Raw genomic sequence first — 15,995 nt, forward strand, 5'->3', positions numbered from 1 at the left:
CTCCTACCCGACCAGCTCGAGGTCGATCTCACCGACGGCGACCAGCAGCAGGCCCACCAGGAGCCCGCCGGCGACCAGGTCGCGGCGGGCCTGGGTCAGCGCCGATCCCAACGTGATCCCGTCGATCGCCGCGTTTGCGAACAGCGCGGAGACAACAGCGATAGCGGCCTGGGAAGCGTGCTGGCCCTTGAACTTTGTCAGTGTCGCCACCACCGCTGCGGCGCCCTTGCGGATGAAGGTCGCGGGAAGCGCGCCGAAGACGTCACCTGAAATCGCGGAGTCGCAGGCGAACAACAAGACGACCGGTGCGGGATTGGTGGGGAGTCCGAGCTCGCGCGGCGAGATGTCCGGTTGGGACAGGGTCGAATGGCCGCCGATCTCGATCCGGAACTCGGACTGGGACTGGTCGGTGTGGCCCAGCACGACCAGCAGTTGCGGGTTGGTCTGCTTCACCGCCGTGCGCCACTTCGGCCAGGTCGATACCCGCGTGCAACTGGCGGGACCTACCCGCTGGGTGAGTGCGGACTCCAGTAGCTCCGACGGCAGTTGATCTGCCGGACTGCCGATGTCGGCGCGGTTGGCCGCTGCGTAGACAACGGGCCGCAAGGCCAGTTCAGCGAGCTTCGGGCGCGATTCAGTGGCCGGTACCCGGCCGAGTCGCACCGTCCGGGCGATGACCCGGTTCATTCCCCAGAACGCCCACGGGCACACCCGTTTGTTGGAGCGGGTCCTCGTGCACCCCTGCGCGGCGGGCCGTTGGCCGGCGCAATCGCACAGGGCCGCGGTCTCGGTCGGAGCGGGGCCGTCGTAGGCCAGCTCGAAGGGCAGGACGGTCGAGTCCGGGCGCACCATGACCGAGATGGTTCGGGCGTCCTGCAGGCCGAGTTCAGCGAGTTTGTCGGCAAATTGGCTGCCGCGCCGGGCGAGCAGGATCAGCAATCTCACCGCTTCGGGATCGGTGATCGCTCCGGGGGCGGAGTCGTTACCCAGCACCTGCGACGCCACCTGCTCGAACACCTTCGACCAATTCTCTGCGTCGGCAAGGGGAATGCCGTCGGCATGGTTGGTGCCGAGCACGGACAGCGTCACACCGTTGTCTTCGAGCGCGACATCCGCACCGGTGACCGCGGTGGGTTCCGAGGGTGAACTCAGGCCGATCGGCCAGAACTGGATCTCGTCGTCCGGCAGTGCGCTGCTGCGGACGACTGCGACGATCCGGCCTGCACGGATCGGCCGATTGCGGTACAGCACAGTGATGTTCAGCTGCAGAATCGTTCCATCGTCACCGGCCCGCACCGGGAATGCCGCCGTGGTGCTCGGACGGGTGTGGTCCTGCGGCAACACCATGGGCCGGGTGGCGTGAAATGTTCCGTCGTCGCTGGTTACATCGATGACCAGGTCGGCCGCTCCGTCCAGGTCGAACTCGACATCCTCTTCGTCGAAGTCGATGCCCCGCTGACCGCGGCGGGGGACGGCGATCCGCACCGCGAGCGTATGGTCTTGTCCCGGCGTCAGCACCGTGCAGACCGCATTGTCGCGGAAAAACTCGGCGATGAGCTGTCGTGGAGTATCGGTGTCGGTGTTCACAGGGGGTGCGACGTGGGCCACCGGGCCGTCGATGCCGCTGCGTGCGGCGTCGAAGGCAGCCGCCACATCCGGCATCGAGGCCATCACCTGTAGGCCCGTGATGTGATCCCATTGCGCCAGCCGAATGGCATCTTCGGCGGTGACGACGCGGACGTAGAGCACCGAGACATCGTGATCCTGTGCGCGTCCTACGGTCTTCCGCCACGCAGTATGGAGCCGGGGTGCTACTTGTGCCGTCAATTCCAGGTCCGGTGCCACCCAGTACGGTGGGTCCGTTGACCCGCCGGGGCCCGAATCCGCGCACATCTCGATCAGTTTGTCGAGCCTTTTCAACAGTTCGTCGACGTTCAACTGCGGCCCCAGCGAGTCGTTTCCCGTCAGCAATCCGGCAGCGAACAATACGTCGACAGGTATTGCTTCACCGGAGGTCATCGCCGGAATCTCCTACTCGACGCGTCGATCAGGAACTGATCAGAGTATCCATGGGCAGAGCTCGTCTGTCCGCTATTCAGATGAGGGCCGGGCGTCAGTCGAAACCATCTGTTTCTGCTTGCAAATAAATGGCTTTGAGTCATTTATGGGATCGGAGTGAACAATGGCATGGCGCAATTTCTGACCGGTAACCGAGGCTGTCTCTCGGATGCGGTGAGAACCAGTCCGTCCGGTGCCCACAACTCTTGGGATCTGCGTGATTCGATCGGCCTGAGCTGAACTCCGCGCAAAGGGCATGGCCAGCGAGTATCGATAATTGACGGCGCTATTTCCCGCTGGTTCGCGTTGACAGCTAACTGGGTCGTACTTAATCTCCCGCCCAAGCTGGCCAACGATAGGAATGACTGTGGGATCCGCACCGGAGTGCTCGCGCCGCGAGGCAATGACGCCGCTGTCGTCGTCGCGTGTCGACGTCTCACGGCGACCGGGGTAAACCCCGTGCCTCCCATTTTCGGCGCCGGGTCATGACAGCGGTTTCCTGGGCCAAACCCGCTTTCGCAGTCGGTGATTTCGTCGTCCTGGCCGGCGAGACCTTCGCCGCGATGGTGCGCCCGCCGTTCGCCTGGCGCGAGCTGCTCGATCAGATCTGGTTCGTGGCGCGGGTGTCGATCGTGCCCACCGTCGTGCTGTCCATCCCGTACACGGTGCTGATCGTGTTCACCCTCAACATCGTTCTGCTCGAGGTCGGAGCCGGTGACCTGTCCGGTGCCGGCGCAGCCCTGGCGTCGGTGACCCAGGTCGGTCCGGTGGTGACCGCGATCGTCGTGTCCGGCGCGGCCGCCACCGCGATGTGCGCGGACCTGGGCGCGCGCACGATCCGCGAGGAGATCGACGCGATGAAGGTGATCGGCGTCAACCCGGTGCAGGCGCTGGTGGTGCCGCGGGTGATCGCGGCGACTTTCGTTGCGCTGATGCTGTATTCGGTGGTCGCAGTGGTCGGGCTCACCGGAAGCTACATGTTCGTGGTGTACGTCCAGCACGTCACGCCCGGGGCGTTCGTCGCCGGTCTGACACTGCTGACCGGCCTGCCGCAGGTGGTGGTGTCTTTGGTCAAGGCGCTGTTGTTCGGGCTGTCGGCCGGCCTGATCGCCTGCTACAAGGGACTGTCGGTGGGCGGCGGCCCGACCGCTGTCGGCAACGCGGTCAACGAGACCGTGGTGTTCGCCTTCATGGCGCTGTTCTTCATCAACATTCTGGCCACTGCGTTCGGGGTGAAGGTGGCTCCGTGACAACCACTTCCGACGAGCGTGGACCGGAGATCCTGCATCGGGCCGTCGACGGCACGCGCCGCGTCGGGGAGCAGACCGCGTTCTACGGCCAGGCGCTGTTGTCCACCGGTGATGCGTTGCGGCGCTATCCGGGTGAGGTTCTTCGCCTCATCGCCACCATGGGCATGGGCACCGGGGCCCTGGCGGTGATCGGCGGGACCGTCGTGATCGTCGGATTCCTGACCCTGACGACCGGCGCCCTGATCGCCGTCCAGGGCTACAACACACTGTCCAACGTCGGAATCGAGGCTCTCACCGGGTTTCTGGGTGCCTTTCTCAACGTCCGGTTCATCGCTCCGGCGACGGCAGGTGTGGCATTGGCCGCCACGATCGGCGCCGGGGCCACCGCGCAACTGGGTGCGATGCGGATCAACGAGGAGATCGACGCGCTGGAAGTGATGGGCATCCGGGCGATCACGTACCTGGCGTCCACCCGCATTGTCGCGGGAGTGATGGCGGTGGTGCCGATCTATACGGTCGCGGTACTGATGTCGTTTCTGGCCACCAGGTTCGGTACCACGATCATCTACGGTCAGTCACGCGGCGTGTACGACCATTACTTCACCACGTTCCTGCATCCTGCCGACCTGGTGTGGTCGTTCACCGAGGCGCTCGCGATGGCGGCCGCGGTGATGGCCATCCATACCTACTACGGCTACACCGCCACCGGTGGACCCGCCGGGGTCGGTGAGGCGGTCGGCCGGGCGGTCCGCACATCGATCACCGCCGGGGTGTTCATCCTGTTGACCATCACACTGTCCGTCTACGGGCAGTCCGGCAACTTCCACCTGTCCGGGTAGGCGCGATGACCAATTCACCCAGGCGAGAAAAGATCGATCCCATCTGGTGGGCTCCGGTCCTGGTCATCGTGATCGTGGCCGTGACTGCCCTGACCGCACTGTTGTTCACCGGCACGCTGCGCCGCACCGTCCCGCTCACCCTGGTCTCCGATCGGGCCGGCCTGGTCATGGAGGACGGCGCAAAGGTCAAGCTGCGAGGTGTCCAGATCGGCGAAGTGTCGTCGATCGCAGCCGAAGCCGCGGCAGGGGAGTCCGGCGCAAGGCTCAGACTCAAGATCGATCCCGACGACTTCGCTTATCTCCCGGGCAATGTCGAAGCGGAGATCAAATCCAGCACCGCCTTCGGAGCCAAATATGTCGACCTCATCGTCCCGGAGGCCGGTGCGAGTCCAGAGCCTTTGCGCCCCGGGGCGGTGCTGCACTCACGCAACGTCACCGTCGAGGTCAACACCGTATTCGAGAACCTGCAGTCCGTTGTCACCGCGATCGACCCGGCGAAACTCAATGCGGTGCTCTCCGCCGTCGGGGAATCCCTGCGCGGAAAAGGGGAAGTCATCGGCCAGGCCATCTCCGACGCCAACAAGGTGCTGCTCGCGGTGAACCCCCGGATGGACACCATCCGTCAGGACTGGCAGTTGTTCGGAGGGACGACCCAGGCATACTCCGTTGCCGCGCAAGACATCCTGTCGATCCTGGACTCCTTCTCGACGACGGCGAACACCATCAGCAGCCACGCCGGGGCGCTCGACGAACTTCTGCTGTCCGCGGTCGGCTTCTCCCGCTCGGGTGTCGATACCCTCGGCGCAAACCAACCCAACCTCGTACGTGCGCTGAACCTGCTCGACCCGACCACCGCGCTGTTCATGAAGTACTCGCCGACCTACACCTGCCTGTTCCAGGGGGCGGTCTGGTTCCTCGAACACGGCGGCCGGGATGCACTGGGTGGCAACGGGAAATCGGTGATCATGGACGCCGCGTTGCTGGCCGGCGACGACCCCTACCGGTATCCGGACAACCTTCCGGTGGTCAACGCGAAGGGCGGGCCCGGGGGTAGGCCGAGTTGCGGCTCGCTGCCGGACGTCAGCAAGAACTTCCCGGTGAAGTACCTGGTGACCGACACCGGGTTCGGCACGGGACTGGATGTCCGGCCCAACCCGGGCATCGGGTTTCCCGGCTGGGCCAACTATTTCCCGGTCACCCGCGCGGTGCCGGAACCGCCGAGCATCCGCTATCCGGGCGCTCCGGCGCCGGGCCCGTTGCCGCCGTATTCGGGCGCACCTGCCTACGGCGCCCCCGAATACGGACCGGACGGAGCGCCGCTCTACCCGCCGCCGCCACAGGAGGGTCAGCCATGAGACGTGCAACGATCCGTGTCGCGACGCGGGTGGTGCTGTTCACCGGGCTGAGCCTGGTCTTCACCTTCATCCTGGTGACGGTGTTCGGGCAGTTCCGGTTCGATTCACGCGCTTCCTACAGCGCGGTGTTCACCAACGTGTCCGGCCTCAAGGGTGGCAATTTCGTGCGCATCGCGGGTGTCGAGGTGGGCAAGGTCAAAGACCTCACCCTGCACAAAGACGGGACGGTCACCGTCGACTTCGCCATCGACAAGACTCTGACGCTGACCGAGGGAACCCGCGCGGCGGTGCGTTACGAGAACCTGATCGGCGACCGTTACCTGTCCCTGGACGAGGGGCCCGGATCGGTTCGTAAACTTCGACCGGGACAGTCGATTCCGGTGGATCGCACAACTCCCGCACTGGACGTGGACGCCCTGATCGGCGGGTTCCGGCCGTTGTTCCGCGCGCTCGACCCGGATCAAGTCAACGCCCTGTCCGGGGAGCTGCTCAAGGTGTTCCAGGGGCAAGGCGGCACCATCTCATCGGTTCTGGCCCAAACCTCGGCGTTGACCACCACGTTGGCCGGGCGCGACCAACTCATCGGTCAGGTGATCACCAACCTCAACACGGTGCTCGGCACGTTTGCCAAACGCGACGAACAGTTCGCCGAAGGCCTGGACAAGCTGTCGGAGCTGGTTGCCGGGCTGGCCGAGCGCAGATCCGACATCGCCACCGGGACGGCCTATATCAACGCTGCGGCCGGCTCGGTGGCCGACTTGCTGACCACCGCGCGCGAACCGATCAAGGAGGCCGTGACGCAGACGGATCGGTTCTCGGGGCAGATCATGGCCGACCGGGACTACGTGGACGACTTGGTCAAGACCCTGCCCGACGCCTACCAGGTGCTCGCCCGGAACGGTCTCTACGGCGACTATTTCGGCTTCTACCTGTGCGACGCGATTCTCAAGCTCAACGGAAAAGGCGGCCAGCCGGTATATGTCAAACTCGCCGGCCAGGATTCGGGACGGTGCACGCCGAAATGACGAGACTCACACTCAAGCCGCTGGCAGATCGCAGCCGGCCGGCGATCGGTGCGGTGGCCATCCTCTTGCTCGCTGCCGCGGTGGTGGCGGCCTTCTCCTACGACAAGATTCCGTTCATCAAAGGCACCTCCGATTACTCCGCATACTTCGCAGAGGCCGGCGGTATCAAACCCGGTAGCGATGTGCGGGTTTCGGGACTGAGCGTGGGCCGGGTCTCGGAGATCCGGCTTCAGGGCGCCCGGGTTCTGGTGGACTTCACGGTCCGCGACGGAGTCGAACTGGGGGAGCGTACGGAGGCGGCGATCAAGACCGAGACCGTGCTCGGAACCAAGGTGCTCGAGCTGACTCCTCGCGGCGACGGCACGCTGAGCGGACCCATCCCGATCGAACGGACGACGTCGCCCTACGATCTGCCCTCCGCGCTGGGTGATCTGACCACCACGATCAGTGGACTCGACACCACTCGATTGTCCTCGGCGCTCACCACATTGGCCGAGACGTTCCGTGACACCCCGCCGGATCTGAAACTCGCACTGCAAGGTGTGGCCCGGTTCTCGGACACCCTCAATGTCCGAGACGCGCAGCTGCGCAACCTGTTGGCCAACGCCAACAAGGTCACCGGTGTGCTCGCCAAGCGCAGTGACCAGATCGCCAACCTGGTGGTGACCACCAATGCACTCCTGGCCGAACTACTGTCCCAACGCGACTCGGTCGACGCGTTGATGAACAACCTCACCGCGGTGTCACATGAGCTCTCTGGTCTGGTCGCCGACAACCACGCGCAACTCAAGCCCGCCGTCGACAAGCTCAACGGGGTGCTGGAGATCCTGGACAACCGCAAGGGTGAACTGCAGCGCACGCTGTATCTGCTGCGTCGGTATGCGATGTCGTTCGGCGAAGTACTCGGGGCCGGACCGTTCTTCAAGGCCTCGCTGGTCAACCTGTTGCCCGGGCAGATCGCCCAGCCCTTCGTCGATTCCGCGTTCTCCGACCTGGGCCTGGATCCCAATGTGCTGCTGCCATCCCAACTGGTCGACCCGGGTACCGGCCAGCCGGGTACCCCGCCGCTGCCGATGCCGTACCCGCGCACCGGACAGGGCGGGGAACCGAACCTGAACCTGCCCGACGCGATCACCGGCAAGCCGGGAGATCCGCGTTACCCGTACCGGGAACCACTACCCGCTCCGCCGCCGGGTGGGCCGCCGCCCGGACCGCCCGCATTGGCCCCCGCGCCAGGAGAACTCCCGCCGCCCAGTTTCGGGCCGCCGGTACCGGCGGAAGGCGGGCAGTGACCATGTCGACGCGCGTACTGCGGATCGGAATCGCTTCGGCGCTGAGCGTCATCCTGGTCGTCGCGATCACCGTGGTGGCCACCCCGTGGTGGGATCGGGTCAGGGACAACACCTTCACCGCCTACTTCGCGAATACCAACGGGCTCTACACCGGGGACGAGGTGCGTATTCTCGGCGTGGCGGTGGGGACCGTCGAGAGCATCGAGCCCCAGCCCGACGCCGCCAAGGTCACCTTCACGGTGGACGAGCAATACCCGGTGCCCGCCGACGTCCAGGCGGCGATCCTGTCGCCGTCACTCGTCAGCGCCCGCGCGCTCCAGCTCGTTCCGGCCTATGAGAGCGGTCCGAAACTGGCCGACGGCGCGTCGATTCCACGGGAACGCACCGCGGTGCCCGTCGAATGGGACGATCTGCGTCAGCAGTTGGAGAAGCTCACCGACTCCCTGCAGCCCACCACCCCCGGCGGGCCCAGCCCGGTCGGCGAGTTCGTCAACAGCGCGGCAGGCAATCTGCGCGGCCAGGGCGATACCGCCCGGGACACGGTGATCAAACTGTCCCAAGCGGTTTCGGCGCTGGGCGATCACAGCTCCGACATCTTCAGCACCGTCCGCAACCTGCAACTGCTGGTATCCGCGCTGACCTCGAGCAGCGATCTGCTGGCGTCGTTCAACACCAACCTGGCCGACATCAGCACCGTGTTGAGTAACACCCCCGACGAGGTGGCCAACGCCACTCAGGCCCTCGACATCGCGGTCAACGACCTGCGCGGGTTCGTCGCCGAGAACCGCGAGGGCCTCGGCGTCACGTTCGACCGCCTCAACACGATCACCACCGCACTCAACGACAGCCGTGCCGACGTCAAGCAGGTCCTGCACATCGCGCCGACGGTGTTCCAGAACTTCATGAACATCTACCAGCCGGCGCAGAGCGCGGTGACCGGGATCCTGGCACCGGTCAATTTCGCGAACACCGTCCAGTTCATTTGCAGCGCAGTACAAGCCGCATCCCGGAAGGACTGGGAGCAATCGGCGAAGTTGTGCGTGCAATACCTCGCGCCCATCATCAAGAACCGCCAGTACAACTTCCCGCCGCTCGGGATCAATCCGTTCGTCGGGGCATCAGCGCGGCCCAACGAGATCACCTACAGCGAGGACCGGCTGAATCCGCACCTGCCGCCACCGCCTCCTGCATCGCCCGCGCCGATCCAAACCGATCCCGCACTGGGGCTTCCCGGCCTGATGCTCCCCGGGGGGACTCCATGAGGCGGCTGGTGGTCGCGGCATTCGTCGTCATGTGCCTGTCGGTGATCCCGGGATGTGAATGGCGCGGGCTGAATTCACTGAGTCTGCCGGGAACCCAGGGCAACGGTGACGGCTCGTACACCATCCAGGCGCAGTTGCCCGATGTGGTGGTGATCCAGCAGAACACCCGCGTGCGCGTCGGAGACGTCAACGTCGGCAATGTCACCAAGATCGAAGTCCAGGACTGGCATGCCCTGGTGACCATGCGCATCGACGGCGGCGTCCACCTGCCGGCCAACAGCACCGCCAAACTGGGACAGACCAGCCTGCTGGGCTCCATGCACATCGAGCTCGCGCCGCCGGCGGGCGAGGCGCCGCGTGGCGAACTCGCCGACGGCTCGGTGATCCCGCTGTCGGCCGCCGCGACCTATCCGACCACCGAGCAGACACTGGCGTCGGTGTCGGTGCTGCTCAACGGCGGTGGGCTGGCCCAACTGCAGGAGATCAACCAGACCTTCGCGAAGGCGCTGGCCGGCCGGGAGGACGACATGCGCAGTCTCCTCGGCCAATTGGACACCTTCATCGCCGGGCTCAACGCCCAGACCGATGACATCATCACCGCCACCGAGCGGCTCAACTCGCTGGCCGGTCAGGTGGCGGCCCGGGACGACACCGTCGACACCGCGCTCACCACGATCCCGAAGGCGCTTGCGGTGTTGTCCGAGCAGCGCACCAAGATCGCCGATGCCGTCGACGCACTCGGAAAGTTCAGTGCGATCGCCACCTCGACTGTCGCCCAGACCAAGGAATCACTCGTCAGCAACCTGCGCAACATCGCACCGGTGCTGCGGGAACTCGCCAACGCCGGACCCGCACTCACCCGGGGCCTGGACTTCCTGTCGACGTATCCGTGGGTCAAGAGCACGGTGGCCAACTGGTTCCGGGGCGACTTCGCCAACATCACGCTGGTGGTCGATCTGACGTTGAGCCGGATCGACAGCAGCCTGTTCACCGGAACCCGGTGGGAAGGCAACCTCACCGAGCTCGAGATGCAATGGGGCCGAACGATCGGCCAGATGCCCAGCCCGTACACGGCCGGCAACCCATTGATCGCTCCCTACCGGTGGGGGGCGTACTGACATGATCCGGCTGTCCCGTCAGGTGTGGATCCAGTTGGCGATCCTGTCCACGATCACCGTCGTCGCCGTGGGCATCATGGCATTCGGCTTCGTCAACGTCCCGGCACTCCTCGGATTCGGCCGGTACACGGTCACGGTCCAACTTCCTGCCACCGGCGGACTGTATCCGACCTCGGTGGTCACCTACCGCGGTACCGAGGTCGGTAGGGTCAAATCGGTCGGCGTCACCCGTGCCGGAGTCGATGCGGTGCTGACCCTGGACTCGGACATCGCAGTGCCGTCCCCGGTTTCGGCCGCCGTGCACAGCCGGTCCGCGGTCGGGGAGCAGTTCCTCGAACTGACTCCCGACCGCGGCGCAACCGGCACCTTGCGCGACGGCGACGTCATCGGCGTCGACAAGGTACGCATCCCGGCCGACATCGGGAACCTGCTCGATGCGACCAACAAAGCGCTGCAGGCCATTCCGCCGGACAATCTACGCACGGTGGTGGACGAGTCGGCCAAGGCCGTCGGGGGACTGGGGCCCGAGCTGTCTCGCATCGTCGACGGGTCGACCGCACTGGCCATAGAGGGCGGTAAGAGCGTCGATCAGCTCGGTCAGTTGATCGACCAGTCCCGACCCGTACTGAATTCTCAAGTACAGACCTCTGATTCGATTGCAACGTGGGCGCAGCGGATGGCCTCGATCACGGGCCAGCTGAAAGCCAGGGACGCGGCGTTCGCGGACCTGCTGACGGTCGGCGCGCCGGCGCTCGGGGAGGGCAAGGCGCTGTTCGACCGGGTGGCGCCCGCCCTGCCGGTCCTGCTGGCCAACATGGTGAGCCTCGGTGACATCGCGGTGACCTACCGCAACGATCTGGAGCAGTTGCTCGTCCTCTACCCGCAGGGGACCGCCGTGATGTCGGCGATCACCCTGGCCAATGCCGATACCAAACAGGCCTACCGGGGCATCTACCTCGACTTCAACCTCAACCTGAATCTGCCGCCGCCGTGCAATACCGGATTCCTCCCGGTCCGCCAGCAGCGATCACCGTCCGATCAGGACTACCCGGAACGCCCGGCGGGCGAGCTGTATTGCCGCGTACCGCAGGATTCGGACCTCAATGTGCGTGGCGTGCGCAACATCCCGTGCGAGACCAAGCCATGGAAGCGCGCACCGACTGTCGAACTGTGCGAGAGCGACCAGGAGTACATCCCGCTCAACGACGGGTTGAACTGGAAGGGAGACCCCAACGCGACGCTGTCCGGTCAGGGAGTGCCCCAGTACGCCCCCGGCACGGATCCGCGTCTGCTGCCCCCGCAGGGAACCGGTACCGCACCGCCGGTGGCCTTCGTCCCCTATGACCCGGCGACCGGAACGTATCTGGGGCCAGACGGCAAGGCCTACACCGACACCGACCTCGCCGACAGCACGAAAGGCAAGACATGGCAGAGCATGCTGACACCGCCGAGCGGCTAGACAAGCCGGACACCGGCGGCCCGGCCATCCGTATCCCGATCGTCGTGGTGCTCGTCGTCGTGGCGTCGCTGGCGGTCCTCACCGGTTGGCTGGGATACCGCGATCAGCGATCCCACGCGGCCGAGGAGCAGCGCAACCTGTTCGTGCAGGTGGCACGCCAGGCGGCGGTGAACCTGACCTCGATCGACCACTCCGAAGCCGACGCCGACATCCAGCGGATCCTGGATTCGGCGACCGGAACGTTTCGCGATGACTTCGAGAAGCGGTCGGCGCCGTTCGTGGAGGTCGTCAAGCGGACCCAGTCGACATCCCGTGGGACCGTTGCCGAGGCGGGTCTGGAATCGGAGGCCGACGGCGTCGCCAGGGTACTCGTCGCGGTCTCGGTGAAGACCGCGAACACTGCTGCACCCGAACAAGATCCGCGTCGCTGGCGCATGCGCATCAGCGTTGAGCAAGTTGGCGACGACATCAAAGTGTCGAATGTGGAGTTCGTGCAATGACTACAGATACCGAGCAGGAGACCGACGACCTCGTCGTCGAAGAACTGATTGAGGACGAGGCCGAGCCCGCGGAGCAGGACCGGCCCGGACGCCGGTCCATCTCGTGGACGCGCATCCTGGCCTTCGGTGTGCTGCCCGCCGTGGCATTGATCCTGGCGCTGGGGGCGGGATACCTGAAATGGCAGGACGGCACCGCACGGTCGGCGCAGGCCTCCAGCGTGGAATCCGTCCGCGCCGCGAGCGAAAGTACCGTGGCGATCCTGTCCTATCGACCCGACACCGTGGACACCGAGCTGCCAGCGGCCGCGGGCCGGCTCACCGGTGAGTTCCGCGACCAGTACACGCAACTGATCGACGACGTCGTCATCCCCGGGGCCAAACAACAGGTCATCTCGGCAGTTGCGTCTGTCCCGGCTGCCGCCGCAGTTTCGGCGTCGGCCCGGCATGCGGTGGTCCTGGTGCTCGTCGACCAGACCACCACGATCGGCACCGGTCCGCCGACCAAATCCACCTCCAGCGTGCGGGTAACCCTCGACAAGGTCGAAAACCGATGGCTCATTTCGCAATTCGAACCGGTCTAGCCGCCGTCACGGCCCTGACCGCACTGGCATGGACTCCGGCGCCCGCGCATGCCGACAACCAACGGCTGAACAGCGGCGTGATCGCCAACGTGTTCACGATCCAGCGTCAGGCGGGTTGCACCAATAATGTGAGGTCCGACCCGAAACTGAGATTGGCGGCCGAATGGCACACCAACGATCTGCTCGGTAATCGTGACCTGGACGAGCATGTCGGCTCCGACGGGTCGACGCCGCAGTCGCGTTCCGAGGCTGCCGGATTCCGCGGCCGGGTGGCCGAAACGGTTGCCATCAACCCGGCGTTGGCGATCAACGGCATCGAGATCCTCAACCAGTGGTACTACGACCCGGTCGATTTCGCGATCCTGTCCGACTGCGCCAACACCGCTATCGGGGTGTGGTCGGCCAATACTCTGGACCGATCGGTGGTCGTGGCAGTGCTCGGTCAGCCGGCGGACACGTAGTAATACCCATCCCGACCCGGCGCTCCGACCGGCAGACTGAGGTCATGCCAATCGACGAGGCTGTGCCCTCTCAGGACACCGTCACCCGTGACACCAAGCCGGACCGTGACCGTGCGGTCGATGTCGCGCGCCTGGGTGCCCTGCTCGTGGTGATCTTCGGTCACTGTGCCCTGCTGCTGGCCACCATCGATTCCGGGGGCGTACGGGTCGGCAACATCCTCGGCGCACTCCCGGGACTGGCCCCGATCACGTGGATACTGCAGGTGATGCCGCTGTTCTTCCTGGCCGGAGGGGCTGCGGGTGCCTACAGTTGGCGGACCGGAAGCCCGTGGGGCGGATGGTTGCTTGCCCGTGCCCAGCGGCTGTGCCGGCCGGTCTTCTGGTACCTGGCGGTGTGGTCGGTGGTCCTGGTCGTGGTGCACGTGACGATGGGGGCCGAGTCCGCCGCTGCGCTCGGGCGCGAATGTGTGGCCCTGTTGTGGTTCCTGGGTGTCTACCTGATGGTGCTCGCCTTCGTCCCGGCGCTGATGCGCCTGCGCACCGGACGGGCGCTGGCGCTGGTGGTCGCCGGACTGATCGTCGCGTCCGGAATGGTGGATGCGATCCGCTTCGCGGTCGGCACCCCCGAGGCGGGCACCGCCAATCTGATCGTCGTCTGGCTGATTCCCGTGGTGATCGGGGTGGCCTATGCGCGACGCCTGATCTGCGCGCGGCGGGCGATAGCGATCGCGGTCCTCGCCTTCACTGCGCAGGTGATCCTCGCTCTCACCGGCATTTACGACGTGTCCCTCGTCGTCACCGGAACCGAGCACGTGTCGAACGTGTCACCGCCCACGCTTCTGCTGGCACTGCACTGCACATGGATGCCATGCCTGTTCATCGCTGCTGCGAACCCGATCCGGCGCTGGGCCGCCCGTCCGCGGGTCTGGTACGTGGTGGCAACGGGAAACGGGGGAGCCATGACACTGTACCTGTGGCACATCCCGGTGATCGCGATCGCCGCGTTCAGTCTGCACGCCCTCGGCCTGGATGCATTCGACCCGCACGCCCCGGGCTTCTGGGCCCATCTGGCCCTGCGTGCAGTGGTTTTCACCGTTCTCATGGCCGCGGCGTTCCGGCTGCTGTCGCCGCTGGAGCACCGCCCGCTGCCGTGGTGGGACGATCCGGTCCAGATCGGCGGCGCCCGGTCGGTGGTCACCGGCGTGTTGTTGTGTGTCGCCGGCGCCGCGTTGACCCTGATGGCCAAGAACGGCCTCGACGGTGTGCTGGGCTGGTCGGCGCTCGGCGGGTTCGTCCTCGCGGCCGTTGCTGCACGCGTGAGCGTAGGACGGGCGGCGGAGACCCAATTATCGCAAGGTCGGGCAACGTAATTCACTACCACGATGGATGAATCGTGCGTTGTGGAAAACGCCTCCACGTGTCTGCCGCCCGTTGTCTTGAGTCTAGATTTTGGCAGGTTTTTCTCGTCGAGGTAGGCCTGTTTGGGGGTGCGGTCGTCGAGGGCTTGGTGGGGTCGGATGGTGTTGTAGATGATGCGGAATCGGTGTACTTCCATGTCGAGAGCGTCGCCGTCGCCGATGTGGCCGCGGTACAGATGCTCGTATTTTAGGGTGCCGAAGAACCGTTCGACGACTCCGTCGGTCTGAGGAGATTTCACTCGGGTGCGGACGTGGCGCAGCAGTGGATCGTTCCGGTCGGCGAATAGGGCCTGGAAGTCCTTGCCGCGGTGACAGGGCCCGTTGTAAGAGACGATCGCGATCGGGGCGGGAATCTGGCCGATGATGTTCTCGTGGTCATCCAGGAGGTCCATCAGGCCGCGATCTGTGCGTAGGTCGTCGATGTCGAGGATGCGTTGGGCTTCGTCGATGGCCAGCTGTACGCAACGCACCGCGTCGATGCCCCGGCTGGTGGGGGTGACGGTGATGGCTAGGCAGTATTTGGTGGCGTAGTCGATGACCGCACTGATCTGCCAGACCCGGTTGCGTTCGGTGGGCGGGTCAGCGAACGACTTTGCGTCGTAGCGCTGCCCAGGATTTGCGGTCAGCGCGAAAGCCTTGCGGCAGAGGCAGTCCCCGGCGTCGTAGGGATCGGGCTAGCGAGGAGTTCGTCACCTCATGGCCGTCGGCGCGCATCATCGCGGCGATCTTGCGGTAGCCCCAGGCCGGCCACGCCTCGGCGTATTTGGCGGCCAGGGCTTCGATGCGATCGACCACTGGTCCCGGCCACGGTCCTTTGGTGGATTGGCCGCCGCGCAGGCGGCCAAGCGTTGCCGGTAGGTGCGTTCGGGGATGTCGGCCAGTGGGGCGAACCTCGAAGCCGGCAGACCCGCTGCCTCTCTTAGGGCTTCGAGGTCGGCGAAGGGACTTGGTCAGCCAATGCCGCTCCGCGTTGCCAGATCCGCAGTTGCACGGTGGCTTCGGCTAACGCCAATTTCAGCTGTTCGTTTTCGATCTGCATCCGACGTTGCTCGGGGTTGCCCCTGGCTCCGGCTGAGCCGCTGGGGATCTCTTGGAGGCGCTGCGCGCCGGCCGCCAAGAACTGATGTTTCCACTTGGTGACCGTGACTATGGAAGCCCCGCACCGGCGAGCGGCCTGGGCACAGGTCATCTCGTTGGCCAAGATCGCCAACACCAATCGAGTTTTCTCTTCGGCGGGGATCTTCGTCCGACGCGACCGGGATATATCCACAACCTTCCGCCGTGGCCGCAGTTATCCACAACCTGCAACCCTGTCAAAAAGTATGAGTCAGTGGACGGTGGCATAATCGAACGTATGTTCGACACTGATCCCGATGT

15 protein-coding genes and 1 pseudogene are annotated in these 15,995 nt (G+C 65.4%); 12 read left to right on the plus strand and 4 right to left on the minus strand.

All coding sequences use genetic code 11. From position 1 onward, the window contains the following. Positions 1-3: 3 nt before the first annotated feature. Positions 4-2,019 (minus strand): hypothetical protein, encoded by a 2,016-nt coding sequence (locus HBE63_RS12310; protein WP_166904995.1) that lies wholly within the window; start codon positions 2,017-2,019, stop codon positions 4-6. Between the two features lie 524 nt (positions 2,020-2,543). On the opposite strand from HBE63_RS12310, the gene HBE63_RS12315 reads away from it, so the two are divergent. The 12 genes from HBE63_RS12315 to HBE63_RS12370 are packed head-to-tail and all read left to right on the plus strand — an operon-like array spanning position 2,544 to position 14,570. Next, entirely contained in the window at positions 2,544-3,308 is a 765-nt protein-coding gene (locus HBE63_RS12315; RefSeq protein WP_166904996.1) for an ABC transporter permease, read from the plus strand. Further along, positions 3,305-4,147 carry an ABC transporter permease gene (locus tag HBE63_RS12320; protein ID WP_243858618.1) on the plus strand — a complete coding sequence of 281 codons (843 nt, stop codon included), beginning with the start codon at positions 3,305-3,307 and terminating at the stop codon, positions 4,145-4,147. Before HBE63_RS12315 ends, HBE63_RS12320 begins: the two co-directional genes overlap by 4 nt. A gap of 5 nt (positions 4,148-4,152) precedes the next feature. Further along, a complete protein-coding gene (locus HBE63_RS12325) occupies positions 4,153-5,502 on the plus strand; it encodes an MCE family protein (protein ID WP_166904997.1) in 1,350 nt (449 codons plus the stop codon). Next, on the plus strand, positions 5,499-6,527 hold the full coding sequence (locus HBE63_RS12330; protein WP_166904998.1) for an MCE family protein: 1,029 nt from the start codon (positions 5,499-5,501) through the stop codon (positions 6,525-6,527). The genes HBE63_RS12325 and HBE63_RS12330 overlap by 4 nt, the downstream gene beginning before the upstream one ends. Next, a complete protein-coding gene (locus tag HBE63_RS12335; RefSeq protein WP_166904999.1) occupies positions 6,524-7,819 on the plus strand; it encodes an MCE family protein in 1,296 nt (431 codons plus the stop codon). Before HBE63_RS12330 ends, HBE63_RS12335 begins: the two co-directional genes overlap by 4 nt. Beyond that, positions 7,816-9,081: a virulence factor Mce family protein gene (locus tag HBE63_RS12340; RefSeq protein ID WP_243858619.1), complete on the plus strand. Its 1,266-nt coding sequence runs from the start codon at positions 7,816-7,818 to the stop codon at positions 9,079-9,081. The genes HBE63_RS12335 and HBE63_RS12340 overlap by 4 nt, the downstream gene beginning before the upstream one ends. After that, entirely contained in the window at positions 9,078-10,199 is a 1,122-nt protein-coding gene (locus HBE63_RS12345) for an MCE family protein (protein WP_166905001.1), read from the plus strand. Before HBE63_RS12340 ends, HBE63_RS12345 begins: the two co-directional genes overlap by 4 nt. A 1-nt stretch (position 10,200) precedes the next feature. Further along, positions 10,201-11,658, plus strand: coding sequence for an MCE family protein (locus tag HBE63_RS12350; RefSeq protein WP_166905002.1), 1,458 nt, complete (start codon positions 10,201-10,203; stop codon positions 11,656-11,658). Then, positions 11,625-12,158 carry an Mce protein gene (locus tag HBE63_RS12355; RefSeq protein ID WP_166905003.1) on the plus strand — a complete coding sequence of 178 codons (534 nt, stop codon included), beginning with the start codon at positions 11,625-11,627 and terminating at the stop codon, positions 12,156-12,158. The genes HBE63_RS12350 and HBE63_RS12355 overlap by 34 nt, the downstream gene beginning before the upstream one ends. Next, complete coding sequence (locus HBE63_RS12360) at positions 12,155-12,739, plus strand: hypothetical protein (RefSeq protein WP_208301354.1); 585 nt, start codon at positions 12,155-12,157, stop codon at positions 12,737-12,739. The genes HBE63_RS12355 and HBE63_RS12360 overlap by 4 nt, the downstream gene beginning before the upstream one ends. Beyond that, positions 12,709-13,200, plus strand: coding sequence for a CAP domain-containing protein (locus HBE63_RS12365; protein ID WP_166905004.1), 492 nt, complete (start codon positions 12,709-12,711; stop codon positions 13,198-13,200). The genes HBE63_RS12360 and HBE63_RS12365 overlap by 31 nt, the downstream gene beginning before the upstream one ends. Before the next feature lie 44 nt (positions 13,201-13,244). Continuing rightward, the gene (locus HBE63_RS12370; RefSeq protein WP_166905005.1) at positions 13,245-14,570 is read left to right on the plus strand and encodes an acyltransferase; all 1,326 of its coding nucleotides are present in this window, start codon (positions 13,245-13,247) and stop codon (positions 14,568-14,570) included. 173 nt (positions 14,571-14,743) lie between these two features. Here the strand turns inward: HBE63_RS12370 and HBE63_RS31910 are convergent. The 3 genes and pseudogenes from HBE63_RS31910 to HBE63_RS31915 all read right to left on the minus strand — a co-directional run. After that, a pseudogene (locus HBE63_RS31910) lies at positions 14,744-15,010 on the minus strand (hypothetical protein); the annotation flags it as partial. Between the two features lie 187 nt (positions 15,011-15,197). Further along, positions 15,198-15,413, minus strand: coding sequence for a hypothetical protein (locus HBE63_RS12380; protein ID WP_166905006.1), 216 nt, complete (start codon positions 15,411-15,413; stop codon positions 15,198-15,200). A 124-nt stretch (positions 15,414-15,537) separates the two neighbouring features. Beyond that, positions 15,538-15,888, minus strand: a complete 351-nt coding sequence (locus HBE63_RS31915) for a transposase (protein ID WP_371814980.1) — start codon at positions 15,886-15,888, stop codon at positions 15,538-15,540. Positions 15,889-15,995: the final 107 nt, after the last annotated feature.

Source organism: Mycobacterium sp. DL440 (genome assembly GCF_011745145.1).
Lineage (GTDB): Bacteria > Actinomycetota > Actinomycetes > Mycobacteriales > Mycobacteriaceae > Mycobacterium.